18 protein-coding genes are annotated in these 20576 nt (G+C 68.5%); 13 read left to right on the top strand and 5 right to left on the bottom strand.

From position 1 onward, the window contains the following. Window positions 1-94: 94 nt before the first annotated feature. On the bottom strand, window positions 95-481 hold the full coding sequence (locus ABE423_RS17545; protein ID WP_346486955.1) for a DUF4440 domain-containing protein: 387 nt from the start codon (window positions 479-481) through the stop codon (window positions 95-97). Further along, window positions 481-1839, bottom strand: coding sequence for an MFS transporter (locus tag ABE423_RS17540; RefSeq protein ID WP_346486953.1), 1359 nt, complete (start codon window positions 1837-1839; stop codon window positions 481-483). Before ABE423_RS17540 ends, ABE423_RS17545 begins: the two co-directional genes overlap by 1 nt. 105 nt (window positions 1840-1944) lie before the next feature. Between ABE423_RS17540 and ABE423_RS17535 the strand changes: the two genes are divergently transcribed. Next, window positions 1945-2841: a LysR family transcriptional regulator gene (locus ABE423_RS17535; protein ID WP_346486951.1), complete on the top strand. Its 897-nt coding sequence runs from the start codon at window positions 1945-1947 to the stop codon at window positions 2839-2841. A 100-nt stretch (window positions 2842-2941) separates the two neighbouring features. On the opposite strand, the gene ABE423_RS17530 is transcribed toward ABE423_RS17535, so the two are convergent. Next, entirely contained in the window at window positions 2942-5737 is a 2796-nt protein-coding gene (locus tag ABE423_RS17530; RefSeq protein ID WP_346486949.1) for a glycoside hydrolase family 3 C-terminal domain-containing protein, read from the bottom strand. Between the two features lie 337 nt (window positions 5738-6074). On the opposite strand from ABE423_RS17530, the gene ABE423_RS17525 reads away from it, so the two are divergent. Both ABE423_RS17525 and ABE423_RS17520 read left to right on the top strand, forming a co-directional pair. Further along, complete coding sequence (locus ABE423_RS17525; protein ID WP_049422820.1) at window positions 6075-6509, top strand: glyoxalase/bleomycin resistance/dioxygenase family protein; 435 nt, start codon at window positions 6075-6077, stop codon at window positions 6507-6509. Window positions 6510-6788: 279 nt separating this feature from the next. Then, on the top strand, window positions 6789-7493 hold the full coding sequence (locus ABE423_RS17520) for an AraC family transcriptional regulator (RefSeq protein WP_346486947.1): 705 nt from the start codon (window positions 6789-6791) through the stop codon (window positions 7491-7493). Between the two features lie 9 nt (window positions 7494-7502). On the opposite strand, the gene ABE423_RS17515 is transcribed toward ABE423_RS17520, so the two are convergent. Then, window positions 7503-8393 carry a sterol desaturase family protein gene (locus ABE423_RS17515; RefSeq protein ID WP_346486945.1) on the bottom strand — a complete coding sequence of 297 codons (891 nt, stop codon included), beginning with the start codon at window positions 8391-8393 and terminating at the stop codon, window positions 7503-7505. A gap of 131 nt (window positions 8394-8524) precedes the next feature. Between ABE423_RS17515 and ABE423_RS17510 the strand changes: the two genes are divergently transcribed. The 7 genes from ABE423_RS17510 (at window position 8525) to ABE423_RS17480 (ending at window position 17297) form a co-directional block, all read left to right on the top strand. Beyond that, window positions 8525-9475: a LysR family transcriptional regulator gene (locus ABE423_RS17510; RefSeq protein WP_346486944.1), complete on the top strand. Its 951-nt coding sequence runs from the start codon at window positions 8525-8527 to the stop codon at window positions 9473-9475. 92 nt (window positions 9476-9567) lie between these two features. Continuing rightward, window positions 9568-10218 carry a DsbA family protein gene (locus ABE423_RS17505; protein ID WP_346486942.1) on the top strand — a complete coding sequence of 217 codons (651 nt, stop codon included), beginning with the start codon at window positions 9568-9570 and terminating at the stop codon, window positions 10216-10218. Window positions 10219-10253: 35 nt separating this feature from the next. Next, window positions 10254-11261, top strand: a complete 1008-nt coding sequence (locus ABE423_RS17500; protein WP_346486940.1) for a cyclase family protein — start codon at window positions 10254-10256, stop codon at window positions 11259-11261. 297 nt (window positions 11262-11558) lie between these two features. After that, entirely contained in the window at window positions 11559-12173 is a 615-nt protein-coding gene (gene imuA, locus ABE423_RS17495) for a translesion DNA synthesis-associated protein ImuA (RefSeq protein ID WP_125894579.1), read from the top strand. A gap of 9 nt (window positions 12174-12182) precedes the next feature. After that, on the top strand, window positions 12183-13592 hold the full coding sequence (locus ABE423_RS17490) for a DNA polymerase Y family protein (RefSeq protein WP_346486938.1): 1410 nt from the start codon (window positions 12183-12185) through the stop codon (window positions 13590-13592). A 6-nt stretch (window positions 13593-13598) separates the two neighbouring features. Beyond that, on the top strand, window positions 13599-16709 hold the full coding sequence (locus ABE423_RS17485) for an error-prone DNA polymerase (RefSeq protein WP_346486936.1): 3111 nt from the start codon (window positions 13599-13601) through the stop codon (window positions 16707-16709). 81 nt (window positions 16710-16790) lie between these two features. Continuing rightward, window positions 16791-17297: a hypothetical protein gene (locus ABE423_RS17480; RefSeq protein ID WP_012511394.1), complete on the top strand. Its 507-nt coding sequence runs from the start codon at window positions 16791-16793 to the stop codon at window positions 17295-17297. Window positions 17298-17431: 134 nt separating this feature from the next. On the opposite strand, the gene ptsJ is transcribed toward ABE423_RS17480, so the two are convergent. Continuing rightward, complete coding sequence (ptsJ, locus tag ABE423_RS17475) at window positions 17432-18718, bottom strand: transcriptional regulator PtsJ (protein WP_197617166.1); 1287 nt, start codon at window positions 18716-18718, stop codon at window positions 17432-17434. A 76-nt stretch (window positions 18719-18794) separates the two neighbouring features. On the opposite strand from ptsJ, the gene ABE423_RS17470 reads away from it, so the two are divergent. Genes ABE423_RS17470 through ABE423_RS17460 form a run of 3 tightly spaced genes read left to right on the top strand, consistent with a single transcriptional unit; the run spans window position 18795 to window position 20487 of the window. Next, on the top strand, window positions 18795-19568 hold the full coding sequence (locus tag ABE423_RS17470) for a YggS family pyridoxal phosphate-dependent enzyme (RefSeq protein ID WP_346486934.1): 774 nt from the start codon (window positions 18795-18797) through the stop codon (window positions 19566-19568). Beyond that, on the top strand, window positions 19565-20266 hold the full coding sequence (locus tag ABE423_RS17465) for a glutamine amidotransferase (RefSeq protein ID WP_121503550.1): 702 nt from the start codon (window positions 19565-19567) through the stop codon (window positions 20264-20266). The genes ABE423_RS17470 and ABE423_RS17465 overlap by 4 nt, the downstream gene beginning before the upstream one ends. Further along, window positions 20263-20487 carry a hypothetical protein gene (locus ABE423_RS17460; protein WP_032129370.1) on the top strand — a complete coding sequence of 75 codons (225 nt, stop codon included), beginning with the start codon at window positions 20263-20265 and terminating at the stop codon, window positions 20485-20487. The genes ABE423_RS17465 and ABE423_RS17460 overlap by 4 nt, the downstream gene beginning before the upstream one ends. The last annotated feature ends 89 nt before the right edge of the window (window positions 20488-20576 follow it).

Genomic DNA, 20576 nt, shown 5'->3' with positions numbered 1-20576 from the left:
GCGGGGCGCCACCGGGTTGGGCGGGCGGCGGCCGGCCAAATCCCCCCCCCGGGGCCCGGGTCGGGGGTCGCGGGCCTGGGGCCGGCACTACCGATCAGGCTGCCGTTACCTCATGCAGCGCCAGCCAGCGCCAACGCCCCTGTTCCTGGCGCAGCAGCGCCAGCGATTCCCGCCATACGGGCTCGCCGCCATCGATCGCATGCCCTTCGCGATAGCGCAGCACCGCCAGCGGTGATGGCGCTTCCACCGCCTGCACGGCGTCGATGGAAATCTGCAGCCCTGGACGCGCGCCATGACCACCCGCGAACAGTGCCTGCACGGCCTTCCGGTCCAGCCTGCGACCCGCGATGCCGACCATGCTGAAGTCCGCGCAGAAATGCGCCATCAGGTCCTCCAGCGCGTCGGTGCCGGCGTCGGCGCGGAACCAGGCCTGCAGCTTGTCGTGCAGGTGGTGGACTTCGTGTTCTGCGGTGGTATCCATCAGGTGTTCTCCGGTTGCGAAAGGGTGAGCAACTGCGGCCGGCGCAGCAACGCCATCGGCAGCAGGGTAAGTAGAGCGGCCAGACCCAGCGCCACGCCGGTGGCGCGGGCCGGCAGCCACTGCATGGCCAAGGCCAGCAGCAGCGCGATGGCCGCGGTACCCAGGCAGAAGCTGAGCTGGCGGTTGAGGTTCCAGAGCGCACTGGCATCGCCCAATGCTTCGCCCTCGACCCCATGGAAGGCCAGCGTCTGCGCCGTGCTGCTGCACAGGCTGCCGCCAGCGCCCATCAAGGCAAACAGCAATGCGGCAATGGCAAAGACCGGGTGTGGCAGCAGCGCCATCAACAACAGGCCGCAGGCCTGCAGGAGCATGCCCGCACGCAGCACTGTGGCCGGGCCGAAGCGGGTCAGCAGGCGCTTGCTGGCCGTGATCGCAATGGCCGAGGCCAGCGCCCACGGCAGCATCAGCGCGCCGATGCGCGCGGCACTATAGCCGGCCTGGTGCAACTGCAGGGTACTGACCAGCTGGCTGCCGATGAACACGCCGGGTACGGCCAGGTAGACCAGCATCGCCAGGCGCAGCCCGCGATGGGACAGCAGCGACCAGCGCAGCAGTGGCTGCGCCTGCTGCCGTGCATGCCGCAGGTGAGCCGCCGCCAACAGCAGTGCGATCAACAGCAGTACGGCACCGGCGGTCCGATGTCCGGGCTCGCCCAGCCAAGTCAACGCCAGCAGCAGCGCGCCCAGCGCCGCCATCGCGGTGGACAGCGCATAGGCCTGCAGGCGTGGCGCACTACACGCGCCATCGGCCGGCATCCACGCCAGCACCAGTCCAATCGCCACCACGGCCAGCGGCAGGCTGGCCCAGAGCACACCGCGCCAAGACAACCACTGCACCAGCAGCCCACCGAGCGCAGGCGCCAGTGCCGGCACCAGCAGCGCCACCAGCAGGATGCGGCGGGTCAGCGCGCCACGCTGGTCAGGCGTGCACTGTCGGTACGCTGCCGCTTGTGCCACCGGAATCAGCAGGCCACCAGCCAGGCCCTGCAGCAGGCGCCAGCCCAACAGCCAGCCAATACCCGGTGCAGCCCCGGCCAACACTGCGGAGGCGGCGAACAGCAGCAACGCCACCAGCAGCAGGCGACGCTCACCGCAGCGTGCGGCCAGCCAGGGCGCCAGCGGAATCACCACGCTCAGGCCCAGCATGTAGGCGGTGCCGACCCAGGCCAGGGTACCGACGTCGGCATGCAGTTCCGCCGCCAGCGCCGGATAGGCCACCGTGGCGATGAACATGTTGACCAGATCCAGAGCGAACACCAGCAGGAAGATGGCCTCATGGCGCAGGCGGGGGGACGGCATCGGCGACGCTCCAGCAGGGAAGCGGCCAGCATGCCGTGCGGGCCTTGTTGGAAAAACACGACAGCAACTGCAACACTGTCAAATCTGCTTTGACAATGAATTGCCATGGTCAGCCTTGATCGCTTCGATATCTTCCGTGCAGTGGTCGAGGCCGGCAGCCTGACCGCTGCCGCCGATCGCCTGGGCCTGAGCCGTGCGGTGGTCAGCTTCAACCTGAAGCGGCTGGAGCAGGAGCTGGGCGTGACCCTGCTGCTGCGCAGTACCCGCCACCTGGCCCTGACCGAGGCCGGCGAACAGTTCCTGCAGCACTGCGTGCAGGCGCTGGACGCCGCACAGGCGGCGATCGATGCCGCCCGCCGCGACCAGCATCAGCTGCAGGGCGTGCTGCGCCTGACCACCACCCCGGAGTACGCCCAGCTGCGCCTGATTCCTGCGTTGGAGGCGTTCCGTGCGCGGCATCCGGCCCTGCAGCTGCACCTGTCGACCTCACCGGCACCGGCCGATCTGATTCCCGAACGCTTCGATCTGGCCATCCGCCTCGGCCGCCTGCCCGATTCGGGCCTGCACGCCAATGAACTGGAGCGCCACCCGCTGTGCGCGGTGGCGGCTCCGTCCCTGCTGGCACGCCTGCCCTCTGCCGATGCTGCCGACGACCCCGTGCAGCTGGGCACCCTGCCCCGCCTTGGCTACCCGCGCCTTGCCGATGTGCCGGTGATTGCACCTGACGGCAGCGACGCCCTGTTCGCCACCAACCCGGGCAATGCAGTGGTGCGCGTGGATGGCGCCAGCAGCCTGCGCGCCTTCGCCGTGGCCGGCGCCGGGGTCACCGTGCTGCCACGCTGGCTGATCGAGGACGACCTGGCCCAGGACCGGCTGCGCCCGGTGCTGCGCCAGCACCGGTTCCCGCAGCAGAGCGTGTACGCGGTCTACCCGCACAGCACGCAGCCCTCGCCGAAGGTACGGCAGCTGATCGATTTCCTGCACGGGTGGTTTGTCACCTGAAAAAAGGGGACGGAGGGGATTAAGTCGTTTATGCATAAACGACTTAATCCCCTCCGTCCCCTTTTTTGCATGGCCCCTTGCGGGGCCATGCCTTCAGGCATCAGCGCAGCACCTGCTCCACCAGCTGTACGTCCACCGTCTGCAGCGGTTCGGCGGCGTTGCGCGACAGCTGCACCTGGTAGGTGCCGCCATCGATCTTCCACTGGCGGGCCTGCGCATCGTAGTGAGCCAGGGTCTTCGGCTCGGCTTCGATGCGGATGCGGCGCTGTTCACCCGGCTGCAGGGTCACCTTGTCGTAGCCGATCAGGCGGATCGGCGTGGTGCTGCCGGCCGGCAGCTTCAGGTACAGCTGGGCGACGTCGGCACCGGCGCGCTTGCCGGTGTTGCGGATGTCGACGCTGGCGACCAGGCGCGAACCCTCCACGCTCACCTTCAGGTTTTCATAGGCGAAGGAGGTGTAGGACAGGCCGTGGCCGAAGGCGAAGGTCGGGGTCAGGCCCTTGGCTGCCATCCACTTGTAGCCGACGTTGGCGCCTTCGATATCGAAATCGAACACATCACCGAACGGCTTGGCCGGCTTGAAGCCGAGGCCGTCGATGTGCGGGCGCGGCAGCTGCGATTCGTCCACCACCCAGGTCACCGGCAGGCGGCCGGACGGATTGACCTGGCCGGTCAGCAGCGCGGCAATGCCTTCGCCACCGCGGATGCCCGGGTACCAGGCCTGCAGCATCGCCGGCACCTGCGCCAGCCACGGCGTGCGCACCGGGCCGTTGGTTTCCAGCACCAGCACGGTTTTCGGGTTGGCCTTGGCCACGGCCGAGATCAGTGCGTCCTGATTATCCGGCAGCTGCATGTCCGGCAGGTCCACCGATTCGGCCGCCCACTGGGTGGCAAACACGATGGCCACATCGGCCTGCGCGGCTGCCTTGGCCGCAGCGGCGGCGTTGGTGCCGTCCACATACTCGATGGTTGCATCCGGACGTGCCGCACGCAGCGATTCCAGCGGCGAGGACGGGTGGAAGATCACCGGGCCCGGCCAGGTGGTCGGCAGCACGCCCGGCACCGCGTTGGTGCCCTTGGCGGTCACGCCCACCATCGACGAACCACCGCCACCGATCACGCCCTTGTCGGCATGACCGCCGATGATGACGATGCGCTTCACGCTGTCGGCCAGCGGCAGCAGGTTGCCTTCATTGCGCAGCAGCACGCTGCCTTCTTCCACCGTGCGCTGGGCGACGGCGAAGCCAGCCTCGGCATCGACCTTCTGGTGCTGCGGCGGGTTGTCGAAGTTGCCGTGCAGGAACATCGTGCGCAGGATGCGCGCCACCATGTCGTTCAGGCGCGCCTGCGGCACCACGCCACCATGCACGGCCAGGCGCAGCGGTTCGTCAAAGAACACTGCCGCATCGAACACTTCACCGGCCGACTGCTGGTCCAGGCCGGCCAGCGCTGCCTTGGAACCGCTGTGCACGCCGCCCCAGTCGGACATCACGAAACCGGGGAACTTCCATTCCTGCTTCAGCACCTGATTCATCAGGTAGCCGTTCTCGCAGCCGTAGGTACCGTTGATCTTGTTGTACGAGCACATCGCCACGCCCGGGCGGCCGGCGTCCAGCGCGATCTTGAAGGCCAGCAGGTCCGACTCGTGCATGGCCTGTTCGCCGATGCGCACGTCGTGGAAGTTGCGGCGGGTCTCCATGTCGTTCAGCGCGAAATGCTTCATCGAGGAGATCACGTGCTGGCTCTGCACGCCCTGGATCAGCGCGCCGACCATCGAACCGGCCAGCAGCGGGTCTTCGCCGGCGTACTCGAAATTGCGGCCGTTGCGCGGGTCGCGCTGCAGGTTGACGCTGCCGGACAGCAGGATGTTGAAGCGCTGCTGCCACGCTTCGCGGCCCATGGTCGCGCCGCCGGCAAAGGCGACCGCACGGTTCCAGGTGGAGGCGGTGGACGGGCCCGACGGCATTGCCGTGGCGAAGTCACCCGGGCGGATGCCACCCGGATTGGTCACGCCGACGCCGGCATCGGCCGACTGCTGCGACGGAATGCCCAGGCGCGCGACTTCCGGCACGAAGCCGGCCGAACCCACCGCACCTTCCGGCAGCTTGCCACCGTCCTTGCCCAGCCCGAAGTAGCTGTGCAGCATCTGGAACTTCTCATCCTCGGTCATCGCCTTCAGCAGCAGCGCAGCGCGCGCATCGGCGTTGAGGGTGGTGTCCATCCACGGCGTGTCGCCGTGCTTGTCGGCGGCATAGGCCAGGGTCAGCAGCGTGGCACGCAGGGCGCTGCCTTCCACCTTGAACGGTGCACTGCTGGCGGCCTGGAAGCCGTCGCTGAAATAGCTGGCATCGGCTTCCAGCGCCACACGTGCCGGGTCGAAGCCTGCGGCCTTGGCCGATTCACCGGCCACTGCGCCGAGCAGCACCGCCGGTGCGCCCAGCCGCGAACGCGTGACCAGCGCCGGCAGCTGCGCGGCACCTGCACCAGCATCGGTGTAGACCGCCACGGTGTGGCGACCATCGTCCAGGCGCAGGTAGTTCAGGCCCGGCTGGTCCGGGCCGGACTCAGCGGCAATCGGCAGCCGGGTCAGCACGGCCTGACCGCGCTGGGTCTGACCATCGTCCTTGCCCGCCGCAATGAAGCGGTACTCGTAGCCCAGGCCGTCGGCCAGCACCTGCAACGGATCGACCTGGCCGATGCCGCGCTGCACCTGGCGCACGCTCACCGCGTCCACCTGCAGGGTCTTCAGCTGGGCGGCCAGGGCCGGCATGGCCTCGGCGGTCGGGGCCTGTTCCAGGGTCAGCACAGTGAACGCGGCGGGGTCGGCCCAGGCCGGGGCGGCCAGTGCGGCTGACAGGGCCAGGGACAGTGCAAGCGGCTTTGTAAACGTTTTCATCGGCAGGCGTAATTCCGTTGCCAAGGCAATCGGTCCAGGGAAAGTGCCGCCGAAGGGTGCAGCGTTCATGCCGCGCAGGGGTTGCCAGGCAACGTCCCGCAGGCCGAAGGACGGGCTGGTCTGCGCCTGGGACCCTCCTCCCGGCGTGACAACCTGCCTGTCCGGGCCGCGCAGGGCGACCCAATCATGTGAAGATTGTGCGAGGGCGTTCACACCTGTCAACAGGACCTAAGTCACAGGCCGACCCCAGCCACTGGTTATCAGGCCATCACCGGCGGTCATCAGCGCGCCGCGCGAGGCTGCTGATAATGGAGATCCCTGGCCACGAATCGAGCCCATGACCGTACACCGCGACTTCGATCATCTCTGGCGCGACCGCTGTGACACCTCCAGCCAACGCGCGCCGCGCGTGCTGATCCGGGTGTTCGTGGCCCCCGGTGAGCTGGAGCGCAGCGTGGCGTTCTACGAGCAGTTGCAGGGCGTGGTGGCCGATGCCGGGTTCCCGTTTCCGGAGGCCGGCCTGCGTCTGGCGATGGTCGGTGCGTTCCTGTTGATCGAGGGCAGCAAGGCGGCGCTGGCGCCGTTCACTTCGACCACGGGGACGCTGCTGGTCGATGACGTTCGGCCCTATCACGACAAGCTGGTGGCGGCTGGCGCTGAAATCATCTTCCCGCTGCAGGTGGTACCGACCGGGGCGGCGTTCAATGCGGTGCATCCCGATGGCACCGTGGTCGAGTACGTGCATCATCGGCCGGATCCGCAGGGGCGGTGAGGTGACGGCCGGGCTGCGCCCGGCACCCGCAGAGGCAACGGCCAACGCTACAGCAGAATCAAATGCCGCATTCCGTGGGATGGCGGGGCACTGTGGGTCTGCGGGGACGGCGCAAGTACGTCCATGTAGCCTTGGTCGCCGCATCCATGCGGCTCACACCCCGCAAACCCACAGTGCCCCGCCTTCGACAGCTGGCTGGTGGCCAGTAGATCCACGCCATGCGTGGATGCTTTTCAAATCAACACGAGATATTCGATTCCGGTGGAGGTCCATCCACGCATGGCGTGGATCTACAATTCCTCCATGTCCTCTCCCGCCCTGCCCTGGAATGGCACGCTGCTGCTGGATGCTCACGTGGCCGTGCTGCAGGGCCACGCCGGTGGCAGCGATACGCACGCGCACTACGCCCATCAACTGTTGCTGAGCGAAGCCGCGCCCTGGCAGGTCGAGGTTGATGGCGTGCGGCAGCAGGGCCAACGGCTGTGGCTGCCGTCATTCCAGCCGCACGCAATCCTGTCGGCGCCGGAAGCGGGCTGCACGGTGTTCCTCGAACCCGCGCATGCCGATCCCGGGCAGATCGAGCAGCACCTGCACGCGCTGCCGGGCAACGCGCTGGAGCTGCACGACTGGCTGCCGCAGCTGAGCCGCCCGCAACCACTGGACCGCCGCGTGCAGGCCGCGCTGTCCCGTATCGCCCAGCACCTGCCCGGGCCGGTGCCAGCCGCCGATATCGCCGAGGCGGCACATCTGTCGACCAGCCAGCTGCATCGGCGCTTCCAGTCCGATCTGGCGGTGACCCTGCGCGGCTGGGTGCTGTGGCAACGGCTGCGCAGCGCACTGATGCATCATCTGCGCGGGCACAGCCTGACCGACAGCGCGCACGCGGCCGGATTCGCTGACCTGGCCCATCTGTCGCGCAGCCTGCGCCGCATGTTCGGCATCAGTGCCGCGCAGCTGCAGGGCCTGCAGCTGCACGCGGCCTGACACGCCCCATCATCCGCGCCTGCGCAGACCTTCCGGCAGCTCCGGCACCTCGCCATGCGGCAGTTCGCGGAACGGCGCCAGCAGCTGTCCGGGATAATCGCGCGGATAGTCCGGCTGGCTGCCGATGCCGAGGTCGCGTTGCTGCAGCCGATAGCCGGGCGCATCGAAGGCGGTCCCCAGCAGGTGATCCCAGACAGTCAGGAACAGGCCGAAGTTGACGTCGCCGGCGGTGCCGTAACGCATGTGGTGGAAGCGGTGCAGCGGCGCCCAGGCCATCACCCGGCCCAGCACGCCGGGACGCATGTCCACGTTGGAATGCTGCAGCAGCAGCTGGATGGCAATGGCGAACGCCAACACCGCGGCTACCGGCATCGGCAGGCCCAACAGCAGCAGCGGCAGCACGCCGCCCACCGCTTCGGCCGCCTGATGCAGCGGGTGTTTCATCAGCCCGTTGAAGCCGTACATGCGGGTGACGCTGTGGTGCACCGCATGCAGCCGCCACAACCAGCCGATGCGATGGCTGGCGTAGTGCACCAGGGTGATGCCCAGATCAGCGCAGACGATGGCCAGCAGCACCTGCAGCGCGAATGGCCACTGCACCGGCCACAACTGCCACGGAATGATTGCCGCCAGCAGCGGCACCGCCGCGATCGACAGCAGGTTCAGGCTTTCGTTGACCAGTGCATGCAGGCTGTCACGCAGGCTGTCGCCGTGGTCGTGGTTGAACGCGGGGTCGTACGGCCAGGCACGCTCGGCAGCGAACGAGACCGCGATGGCAACCGCCAGCAAGGCCAGCAGCCATAGTGGGTCGCCGTGGAGGTGGCCGATCCAGGCGACGGCGGCGGCAACGAAACCCAGCAGGAACAACGGGGCATACAGGCGGAGCATCCAGTGCTTCATGGGCAATCCGGAAAGTAAGGGGCCTGCATGCTGGCGCCGCGTATGGGCCGCCGGCTTGAACAAACGGCGCAACCCGGCGCGCTCCCCGGTGGATGACCATCATGGACGCACCACGTTTCCCACATCCATGCATGGCGTGGATCTACAATGGCGCCCTCATCGCGCCCGGGACCGGCATGGATTCCTTCAACCTGATGCGCGCCTTCCGCCGCATCGTCGAACGCGGCGGGCTGGTCCGCGCCGCCGAAGACCTGGGCATGTCACCGGCCGGGCTGAGCAAGCAGCTGCGCACCCTGGAAGCGCACCTGGGCGTGGTGCTGCTGCAGCGGACCACGCGGCGCATGAGCCTGACTGAGACCGGCCACGCCTATTACCGCGAATGCTGCCGGCTGCTCGACGAGCTGGATGCATTGGAGCGTGGCATCGCCGAACAGCGCGGCGACGTGGCCGGGCGCCTGCGCGTCAATGCACCACAATCATTCGCGCTGAGCACGCTGTCGCCGCTGCTGCCACGCTTCCTGCAGCAGCATCCGCAGCTGTCGCTGGACCTTGTGATGGAAGACCGCCTGCTCGATGCGGTGGGCGAAGGTTTCGATGTGTCGCTGCGGTTGCGTGCCGAGCTGGATGACTCGCGGCTGGTGGCGCGCCGCCTGGCCTCGCTGCAGCAGGTGCTGTGCGCGGCCCCGTCCTACCTGCGGCAGCATCCGGCACCGCAGGCGGTGGACGATCTGCAGGCGCACAGCGTGCTGGCCTACAGCCTGTCCGACTCGCCCGGCAGCTGGCCGCTGCTCGGCCCTGATGGGCAGGTAACGATCACCCTGCCAGCGCGCGTCACCGTCAACAACAGCCTGCTACTGCGCGACCTGCTGGTGGCCGGCATGGGCATCGGCGCCCTGCCCTCGTTCCTGGCGGCACCGGCGCTGGCCCGTGGCGAACTGCAGCAGGTGCTGCCCGACCACCGCTATCCGCCGCGCTTCGTGCATGCGGTCTACCCCACCTCGCGCCACCTGCAGCCCAAGGTGCGTGCCTTCATCGATTTCCTGCACGCCGAGCTGCCCGGCTGCGCCGGCCTGGATTCGTAACCGCCAGCGAAAACTGAGCTGCCCGCGGCGTGCTGTTTCAGACGCGCCGCGCTGCCTAATCTGCCGCCTCCCCTCTCACCGATGGCAGGCAGATGTCTTCCGTTCCTTCCCCCGCCACCGCCGCGCCGGTGGTCGATTTCTTCCACGACGTGGTCTGCGGCTGGTGCTTCGTGCTGGCCCCGCGCCTGCAGCAGGTCTCCGCCGAACTCGGCATCCAGGTGCGTCACCGCAGCTTCGTGCTGCAGGACTCGCGCGCGCAGATGGTCGAGGTGTTCGGCTCGATGGAGCGCGCCAAGGCGATCATCCTGCGCCACTGGACCGACTGCGCCGCGCATGAAGACACTGCGCGCATCGATATCGAAGGCATGCGCGCACAGGACTTCGAGTATCCGTCCGGCTGGCTCGGCGCACTGGCCTGCCAGGCCGCCGGCATGCTCGGTGGCAACGACGCCCATGGCGCGATGTTCGATGCCGTGCAGTGGGCGCACCTGCACCAGCACCGCAACATCGGCGACGCCGAAGTACTGCTGGATATCGCCGAAGCACTGGGCCACCCGCGTGGCGCCTTCGCTGACCACATGCGCAGCGACGCAGTGCGCCAGCGCGTGCAGGCCGACCGTGCCGAAGCCGCGGCCCTCGGCATCCGCTCCATTCCCACCGTGATCGGCGGCAACGGCCTGCGCCTGCAGACCCTGCCGCTGCCGCAACTGCGCCAAGCCCTGGCGCACCTGGTCGCGGCCTGAGCCGCACCATCCCCCACCCTGCAAGGAGACTCCCCATGACCCCACGTACCCTGGCCACCGCGCTGGCCCTGCTGCTGGCCGGCACCGCCGCTTCCACCACCGTATCCGCGCACGAACGCGTTCCCTCCGGCCAGCAGGTCGGCACCAGCCCCTGGGGGCCGAAGGACGAGATCGGCCGCCTCAACCTGATCACCGACGCCTCGCGCGCAGCGATCCTGTCGCGGGTCAGTGGCGGCAAGGCCTATGACCTGGCCACCGAATACTACGTCGGCATGCCCAGCTGGCAGGATGCCGGCGACCCGCACTACCAGTTCTGGATGACCCACACCCCGCGCGGCACGGTGATGGATGATCCGATGGGCGTGGGCGAGACCATGAACCTCACCCGCAGCTACACCGGCACCGCGTTCTCGATGTACAGCCACACCGGCACCCACATCGATGCGCTGAACCACTTCGGCATCCACGGAAAGATCTGGAACGGCTTCGAGGCCGACAAGCACCTCGGTGACCGTGGCTGGAACGTCACCGGCATCGAGAAATTCCCGCCGCTGATCGCGCGTGGCGTGCTGATCGACGTGGCCGGCGCCAAGGGCGTGGACATGCTGCCGGACAGCTACCGCGTCACCCGGCAGGACCTGAAGGATGCGCTGGCACGCCAGCAGGTGAAGCTGCAGCAGGGTGACATCGTGCTGATCCGCACCGGCCGCATGCGCCTGTTCGAGCAGCCCAAGGCCTACATGGCCAACCCGCCGGGCATGGGCCTGGACGCCGCGCGCTTCCTGGTCGAGGACAACGGCGCGATGATCGTCGGCGCCGACAACCTCAGCTTCGAGACCTTCCCCTCGGAAGTGTCCGACGACTACGTGCCGCTGCACACCTACCTGCTGGCCCAGCAGGGCGCGCCGATCATCGAGCTGGTGGCGCTGGACGAACTGGCCCGCGACAAGGTCTATGAGTTCGCCTTCATCGGCGGCCCGCTGAAGATCCGCGGCGGCGATGCCGCGCCGCTGCGCCCGGTGGCGCTGCCGGTCCGCCCGTAACCGGGAGTGCCCGTGCCTGTAGGTGCCGACCCTGGTCGGCACCGTTTTCCCATCCACGCATGGCGTGGATCTACTGGGAGAGAACCCTGGTAGATCCACGCCATGCGTGGATGCTTTCCCCCTTCAGCAACCTGAAACCCGACCTTCCGATTTCATTAGTAATTCTACTCACAACGCGAGTAGCATGTCCGGTCTCAGCCCCTGATACCGGCCCGTCGATACTCGCGCCATGCCTGCCGTTTCCGCCCGTTCCTGCCGCTTCAAGCCAACCCGGCACCTCCCTTGGAGGACCGGCTGATGGGTGCTGTCGTCGCCCTCGACCGGCTGCTGGACGGGCGCCAGCTGTGGCGCGGCCCAGCCCGCCAGGGCCCGGCCAGCGATCACCTGGCCAGTGGCCATCCGGCGCTGGACGCACGCCTGCCCGGCGGCGGCTGGCCGGCCAGCGGGCTGTGCGAGGTGCTGCAGGCGGCGCCCGGCGTCGGCGAGCTGGCGCTGGTCTGGCCGGCGCTGGCGAAGCTGAGCCAGCGCGACCGCCCGATCGTGCTGGTCGCCCCGCCCTACCGCCCGCATGCCCCGGCCTGGGCGGCTGCCGGGCTGGACCTGGCCCAGCTGCAGATCATCCACGCCGCACCGAAACAGGCGCTGTGGGCCGCCGAACAGTGCCTGCGCTCTGCGGCCTGCGCGGCGGTGCTGTGTTGGCCACACCAGGCCGACGACCGCTCACTGCGCCGGCTGCAGGTGGCTGCCGACAGCGGCCAGTGCCTGGGCTTCGTGTTCCGCGAGGCGCAGGCAGCGCGCAACCCCTCCCCGGCCAGCCTGCGCCTGCAGCTCAACCACGGCCAGGTACGGGTGCTGAAGTGCCGTGGCGGCCTGCCACCGGCGCAGCCGTTGCCACTGGCCATCGCCCACTGAGGCCGCGTCATGCATTGGGCCTGCCTGTTGTTGCCGCAGCTGGCACTGGACAGCGTGCTGCGCCTGCAGCCGGACCCGCAGCGGCCACTGGTGCTGCTGCAGGGGCCGGCGCAGCGTCGCGTGCTGCGCGCGGTCAGCCCGTCGGCACGCGCAGCGGGACTGCGCCCGGGCATGCTGCTGTCGGCCGCACAGGTGCTGGTGCAGGACATGTACCTGCACGACTACGACCCGAACGCCGAACAGCACACCCGGCAGCTGCTGGCCAGTTGGGCCTACGCCTACAGCTCGCAGGTCAGCCTCGATTTTCCGCACGCGCTGGTCATGGAGATCGGCGCCAGTCGCGCCCTGTTCGGTGACTGGCTGACGATCGAAAAGCGCCTGCGCGGCGAACTGCATGAGCTTGGTTTCCGCCACCGCCTGGTGGCCGCGCCCACCGCGCATGCCGCGCGCGTGCTGGCCAACGTCCACGACGGCCTCGGCATCGATGCGCAGCAGCTGCCAGCGGCACTGGCGCAGCTGCCGTTGCCGCGTTGCGGCCTGCCCAGCGAAGCGGTGACCGTGCTCGGTCGTTCCGGTCTGCGCACGCTGGGTGCGGTGCTCGAACTGCCGCGCGACAGCCTGGCCCGGCGCTTCGCCCCCGAGGTGCTGCAGCAGCTGGACGCATTGCGTGGCCTGCCCACCGCGCCACTGCGCTACTACCAGCCACCGGATCGTTTCGATGCGCGCATCGAATTCGAATACGAGATCGAATCCAGCCAGGCCCTGCTGTTCCCGCTGCGCCGCCTGCTGCTGGACCTGGCGGCCTTCCTGTGCTCGCGCGATGGCGGCGTACAGCGCTTCGACCTGCACTTCGAGCATGACCTGCTGCCGGCCAGCGTGCTGACCATCGGCCTGCTGGCACCCGAGCGCGATCCCGCGCTGCTGTTCGAGATCGCGCGCAACCGCATGGAAGCGTTCGCCCTGCCGGCCGGCAGCCGCGCACTGCGCCTGCAGGCCGAACAGCTGCCACCGTTCGTGCCCGCCGCGCGTGACCTGTTCGATACCCGGCCGGCACAGGCGATGCCCTGGAACCAGCTGCGCGAGCGCCTGCGGGCGCGGCTGGGCGATGACGCCGTGCAGCCGCTGGCGGTGCAGGCCGACCATCGCCCCGAACGCGCCAGTGGCACCCAGCCGCCGGCCAAGTCTCCGTCGTACTGGCCGCTGCGCCCTGGCTGGCTGCTGGACACCCCACAACCGCTGCGTGATCCGCGCCTGCGCATCGTCACCGGGCCGGAGCGGATCGAATCGGGCTGGTGGGACCAGGCTGATGCGCGCCGCGATTACTACGTGGTGGAAACCGCGCATGGCCAGCGCGGCTGGGCTTTCCGTGACCGCAATGATCCGCATGCGCCGTGGATGCTGCACGGCTGGTTCGGCTGAGCCGCCATGCACAGCGAACTGCCCGGCTACGCCGAACTGCACTGCCTGTCGGCCTTCAGTTTCCAGCGTGGCGCCTCGATCGCCGAAGAACTGTTCGCGCGCGCTGCCGGCCAGGGCTACCGCGCGTTGGCGATCACCGACGAATGCTCGCTGGCCGGCATCGTGCGTGCCTGGCAGGCGGCGAAGACGCATGGCGTGGCGCTGATCGTCGGCGCCGAATTCCAGATCGAGGACGGGCCGAAGCTGGCCCTGCTGTGCACCGACCAGGCCGCCTATGCTGGTCTCTGCCAGTTGATCACCACCTGCCGGCGGCGCGCGGCCAAGGGCGAATACCGCTGCCTGCGCGAGGACCTGCTCGGCCTGCCCGGCGGCCTGCTGTGCCTGTGGCTGGACCGGCAACCAGCGGCCATCGATCTGGAACTGTTGCGCACCGGCTTCGATGATCGCCTGTGGCTGGCGGTGGAGCTGCACCATGAGCATGACGACGCGCGTCGCCTGCAGCAGCTGCAGGCCTTCGGCGAACGCCACCACCTGCCGCTGGTGGCCAGTGGTGATGTGCACATGCACGTGCGACGCCGCCGCGCCCTGCAGGACACCCTGACCGCGATCCGCCACCGCTGCAGCGTGGCCGAGGCCGGCTGGCGCCTGTTTCCCAACGGCGAGCGCCACCTGCGCCCGCGTACCGCACTGGCCCAGCTGTATCCGCCCGAACTGCTGGCCGAGACCCTGCGCATCGCCGAGCGTTGCCACTTCACGCTGGAGCAGCTGCAGTACACCTATCCGCGCGAGCTGGTGCCCGAGGGCCACGACCCGGACAGCTGGCTGCGCGTGCTGGTCGAGCGCGGCATCCCGTGGCGCTGGAAAGGCGGCATCGAACCGGCACAACGCAAACAGATCGAGCACGAACTGGCATTGATCCGGGAAAAGAACTACGCCTCGTACTTCCTCACCGTGCAGGACATCGTGCGCTTCGCGCGCAGCCAGGACATCCTCTGCCAGGGTCGTGGCTCGGCGGCCAACTCCGCGGTGTGCTTCGTACTGGGCGTGACCGAGATCGACCCGGCACGCAGCAACCTGCTGTTCGAGCGCTTCATCTCCGCCGAGCGCGACGAACCACCGGATATCGACATCGACTTCGAGCACGAGCGCCGCGAGGAAGTGCTGCAGTATGTATTCAAGCGCTATGGCCGCGAGCGCTCCGCCCTGACTGCGGTGGCGATCAGCTACCGTGGCCGCAGCGCGATCCGCGACGTGGCCCGTGCACTCGGCCTGCCGATGGACCAGGTCAACGAACTGGGCGCGGCGATGGACCACTGGGGCGGCCATGTGCCGCTGCCGGAGACCCTGCGCGAGCGCGGCTTCGATCCGGAAACCCCGCTGATGCGGCGACTGCTGGCGCTGACCACCGAACTGATCGACTTCCCGCGCCACCTGTCGCAGCACCCGGGCGGCTTCGTGATTTCCGAGCATCCGCTGTCAACCCTGGTGCCGGTGGAGAACGCGGCGATGGCCGACCGCACCGTCATCCAGTGGGACAAGGACGATCTGGATGCCACCGGCCTGATGAAGGTCGACTGCCTGGCGCTGGGCATGCTCACCGCCATCCGCAAATGCCTGGCGATGCTGCAGCAGCATGGCCTGCACGAAGGACGCATGGATGCGATTCCTCCCAAGGATACGAAGACCTACGACATGATCTGCGCCGCCGACACCATCGGCGTATTCCAGATCGAGTCGCGCGCGCAGATGGCGATGCTGCCGCGCCTGCAGCCGCGCACCTTCTACGACCTGGTGATCGAAGTGGCGATCGTGCGCCCCGGCCCGATCCAGGGTGACATGGTCCATCCTTACCTTGAGCGGCGGCGGATCCTGCGTGAACAGGGACCGGACGCGTTGAACGATCCAGACAATCCACTCTATCCAGCGCGGCTGGAACGCGTGTTCGCGCGCACCCTCGGCGTGCCACTGTTCCAGGAACAGGTCATGCAGTTGGCGGTGGAAGCGGCCGGCTACACGCCGGGCCAGGCCGATGCCCTGCGCCGCTCGATGGCGGCGTGGAAGCGCCGTGGCGGCCTGGAACCGCATCGCGAGAAGCTGCTGGCCGGCATGCTCAAGAACGGCTTCAGCCGCGAGTACGGCGAGCACCTGTTCGAACAGATCAAGGGCTTCGGTGACTACGGTTTTCCGGAAAGTCACGCCGCCAGTTTCGCCCTGCTGACCTATAACAGTTGCTGGCTGAAGTGCCATCACCCGGCCGCGTTCACCGCCAGCCTGATCAACAGCCAGCCATTGGGCTTCTACAGCCCCGACCAGCTGCTGCAGGATGCGCGCCGGCATGGCATCCGCGTGTTGCCGGTGGACGTGCGCCACAGCGACTGGGACTGCACGCTGGATTTCAGCAAGGGGCCGGCCGCGATCCGGCTCGGCCTGCGCCTGGTCGATGGCTGCAACGAGCCCGCCGTGCAGGCCATCATGCGTGAACGTGCGCGGCGCCCGTTCGACGATGTGGGTGACCTGTGCCAGCGTACCGCTCTGGACCGCCGCCAGCAGGGCCTGCTGGCCGATGCCGGGGCGCTGCGTGGGCTCAGCGGCCATCGCCATCGTGCGCGCTGGGATATCTCCGGTGTGGAAAACCGGTTGCCGCTGTTCGACCAGGCCCGCGCCACCACCGAAGCCCGCGTGCCACTGCCCCTGCCCAGCGCCTGGGAAGACATGCAGGCCGATTACCGCAGCACCGGCACCACGCTGGGCCGCCATCCGATCTCGTTCCTGCGCGCGCAACTGCGCAGCCGTGGCTGCCTGGATGCCGCACAACTGGCTGCCCACGGCCATGGCCGGCGCGTGCGCATCGCCGGCCTGGTGCGCATGCGCCAGCGCCCGCAGACCGCCAGTGGCGTCACCTTCCTCACCCTTGAAGACGAAACCGGCATGGTCAACGCCGTGGTCTGGCGGCACCTGGCTGATCGCCAGCACCGGGTGCTGGTCGATACCCAGCTGATGCAGATCGATGGCCGCCTGGAACGCGTCGATGGCGTGCAGCACGTCATCGTGCAGCGCATGCACTGCCTGGATGAACTGCTGCAGGGACTGCGCAGCCACAGTCGCGATTTCCACTGACGATACACAACGTCACACAACGAACTGGCCATTGCCGGTCCGCATCCGCTATCGTCGGCACATCCAAGGAAGGACGACCCGATGTCCCGTGCGCTGCTGCTGACCACCCTGGTGGTCTCGACCCTCGCCCTGCTTGTTTCCGGCTGGACCGCCTGGAACCTGCATCGCAGCCAATCGCCACAGCGCATCATCGAGGCACGCGGGCTGATCATCCACGATGCAAGCGGCCAACCGCGGGTAATCCTCGGCGCACCGGTTCCCGATCCGCTCAGCCAGGGCCGCACCCAGGGGCCGCGCGCCACCGCCCTGTCCGGCCTGATCCTGCTCGGCCCCGACGGTTCAGAGCGCGGCGGTTATGGCACAAGCGACCGCGGCGGCGAAGCCCTGCTCACCCTGGACGATGCCACCGGCACCACCGAAGTATTCAAGGTCGTCGCCAATCCGGACCGTGGCGCCAGCCTCATGGTCAAGCACCAGAACAACACCGGCGCCATGCTCACCTCCTGGCAGGGCAAGCCGGAGCTGATGTTCGTCGATGACAGCGGCCAGTCCTACTACGTGCGCCCGGGCGCGAACGCCGCGCCTTGATCTGCTTCTGTAGCGTCGAACCATGCTCGACTACCGGTCATGTAGAGTCGAGCCATGCTCGACTGCTTCTACCAACAGCAGCCGAGCATGGCTCGGCTCTACAAAGGCGAAGCAAAGCCGAGCATGGCCCGACGCTACAAACCACACACCGCCGCCAGGTCATCGGCCAGCTGCCGCAGCTGCGCCGGTCCCAGCGCCGAACACGTAATGCGCAGACCATGGCCCGGTGCCGCCACCGCGAACACTTCGCCGGCGCGCACATGCCATCCGCGCGAGGCCAGTGCCAGCACCTGCGGATGGCTGTCGGCCGGCAACGGCAGCCACAGGTTCAATCCTTCCATCGGCTGCGGCGTCGGCATGCCACGCGCGCGCAGCAGCTCCTGTAGCGACTGCAGGCGCTGCTGGTAACGCTCACCTGCCGAGGCGATCTTCGCCCGCTGCGTTGCCGACGCCAACACCGAAGTCGCCGCATCCTGCAGCAGGTGGCTGACCCAGCCGGTGCCGGACGCCAATCGCAGCCGCAACCGCGATGCGGTCTCCTCATCGCAGGCCAGCCAGGCCAGCCGCAGGTCCGGACCCAGTGGTTTGGACAACGAACGCAGCAGCGCCCAGCGCCGGCCATCCAGCGGCAGCACTGAGTGATAGGCCTGCTGCGAGAGCAGTGCGTAGTGATCGTCGATCAGCACCGCCACCTGCGGGTAGGCCGCCAGCAACTGCCGCAACGCCCGTGCCCGCTTCGCATCCAGGCTGGCCCCGGTCGGGTTGTGTGCCCGCGGGGTCAGCAGCACCGCGCGTGCGCCGGCCTCCAGCGCCTGCCGCAGCGAATCGACCTGCATGCCATGCGCGTCCACCGCCACCGGCAACGGCGCGTGGCCCACAGCATTGAGCACATTGAGGCTACCGAGGAAGCATGGATCCTCCACCGCGATGCGGTCTCCTGGCAGCAACCACGCCGCCAGCAGGCGCTCGATGCCATCAACCGCGCCATGGGTCAGCTCCAGCGCATAGCCCTCCGGGCAGTCCGCATCCAGCGAGGCCCTTGCCAGCGCCTGCAACCTCGGGTCGACCGTGCCTACGCCGTACAAACGCGGCGCGGCCGGGGCCAGGCGCAGGTTCGGCAGCAGGCGCGGATCCGGATTGCCACCGGCCAGGTCCTGCAGCGCCAGCCCGGGCGTACTGCCCTCGCGCGCCAGCGTCGGCGGCAATCCGCGCACCACCGTGCCACGGCGGCCCGCCGTGCTGGCCAGGCCCGCCGCATCCAGGCGCTTGTAGGCAGCGGCCACGGTGTTGCGGTTCACGCCCAGTTGCTCGGCCAGTTCACGCACCGGCGGCAGCACGCTGCCGGCCGGCAGGCGGCCCTTGCCGATGCCGTCGCGGATGCTGTCGAAGATCGACTCGGCGCTATGCCCGGTGATTTTCATTTTGTCCTATGCCAAAATATATCTTGTCCTGTGCCAGTGTATCCCACCCTGGCCATCCTGCATTGGAGGTGCCCGCATGCCCCTTGCCGCTGCCGACTGGCCCGTCGCCCAGTCCGTTGAACAGATCGCCGCCAACCTGGTCACGGTGCGCCAACGCATCGCCGATGCCTGCGCGCGCGTCGGCCGGGACCCGGCCAGCGTGCGCCTGCTGCCGGTCAGCAAGACCGTCGATGACGCCCGCATCCGCATGGCGGTGGCCGCAGGCTGCCGCGAACTAGGCGAGAACAAGGTGCAGGAGGCGCAGCGCAAGGCCGAAACGATGGCCGACCTGGGCGTGCACTGGTCGGTGATCGGCCATCTGCAGACCAACAAGGCGCGCTACGTGGCGCGCTTTGCCAGCGAGTTCCAGGCGCTGGACAGCCTGCGCGTGGCCGAGGCCCTGCAGCAGCGCCTGCAACTGGAAGACCGCACGCTGGATGTGTTCGTGCAGGTCAACACCTCGGCCGAGCCGAGCAAGTACGGACTGGAACCCGACGCGGTCGAGGCCTTCGTGCAGCAGCTGCCGGCCTTCGATCGCCTGCGTGTGCGCGGCCTGATGACCCTGGCCATCTTCACCCCCGACGTCGAGCGCGTGCGCGCCTGCTTCGTGCGCCTGCGCGAACTGCGCGGCCAGCTGCAACGCAACGCCCCGCCCGGCCTTGACCTGTCGCAGCTGTCGATGGGCATGTCCGGTGATTTCGAAGTGGCCATCGAGGAAGGTGCCACCGTGGTCCGCGTCGGCCAGGCCATCTTCGGCGCCCGCGCCACCCCGGACAGCTTCTACTGGCCGAACAGCGGGGCCCCGGCATGAAGCACGCAGTCGTTCTGCAACACGTTGCCTTTGAAGACCTCGGCACCCTGCAGCCTCTGCTGTTGGCACAAGGCTGGCAGCTGCAGGTGCTGCAGGCCGGCGTCGATGCGCTCGATCCGGCCGAAGTGACCGACCTGCTGGTGGTGCTGGGCGGCCCGATCAGTGCCAATGACACAGCGACCTATCCCTTCGTCACCGACAGCATCGCCCTGCTGCAGCGCCGGCTGCAGCAGCAGCGGCCAACCCTGGGCATCTGCCTGGGTGCACAGCTGATGGCGCGCGCACTCGGTGCCAGTGTCGCTCCCAGTGGTGGCAAGGAAATCGGCTTTGCGCCACTGCTGCTGACCGATGAAGGCCAGCGTTCACCGCTGCAGGCCCTGCAGGGCATTCCGGTACTGCATTGGCATGGTGAGGCGTTCGAGCTTCCGGCCGGTGCACGCCGCCTGGCCAGCACGCCGGCCTGCCGCCACCAGGCCTTCGCCATCGGCAACCACGCACTGGCCCTGCAATGCCATCCGGAACTGGACGCCCGCCAGTTCGAGCGTTGGCTGGTCGGCCACACGCTGGAGCTGGCCCAGGCCGGCATCGATCCCAACGACCTGCGCGCGCAGGCGCGTCGCTATGGCGCACCACTGGCCGCGGCCGCCACCGCGATGTTCGACCATTGGCTGCAGGACCTGCCGGAGACACCGCGATGAACTATCGATTGCAGATCCACCGCGATGGCGTCTATTGGGGCCACTTCGACTGCAGCGGCCCTGATGCCCTGCAGCGCATGGACGCCATCGCCGCACAACTGCCTGCGGATCAGGGCTTCCAGCTGAAACGACAGAAAGGTGTTGGCGAAGAGCGCATCCTGTCCAGCAATGCCGACGGCCTGCGCGTACTGGCTTCGCAGATCCAGTACCGCGACCTCTGATGATCGTCACGGTAGTGGCGGGCGCGGGGCGGGGCGCGCAAAAGCCGGGCCCCCGCCCGCCCCACCCCCCCCGGGGGGCGCCCGGCGGC

It is taken from the genome of Stenotrophomonas sp. TWI1409, assembly GCF_039673015.1.
GTDB lineage: Bacteria > Pseudomonadota > Gammaproteobacteria > Xanthomonadales > Xanthomonadaceae > Stenotrophomonas > Stenotrophomonas maltophilia_A.
The sequence above is the reverse complement of the archived record's forward strand: the minus strand, read 5'-3'. Positions and strand labels throughout refer to the sequence as shown.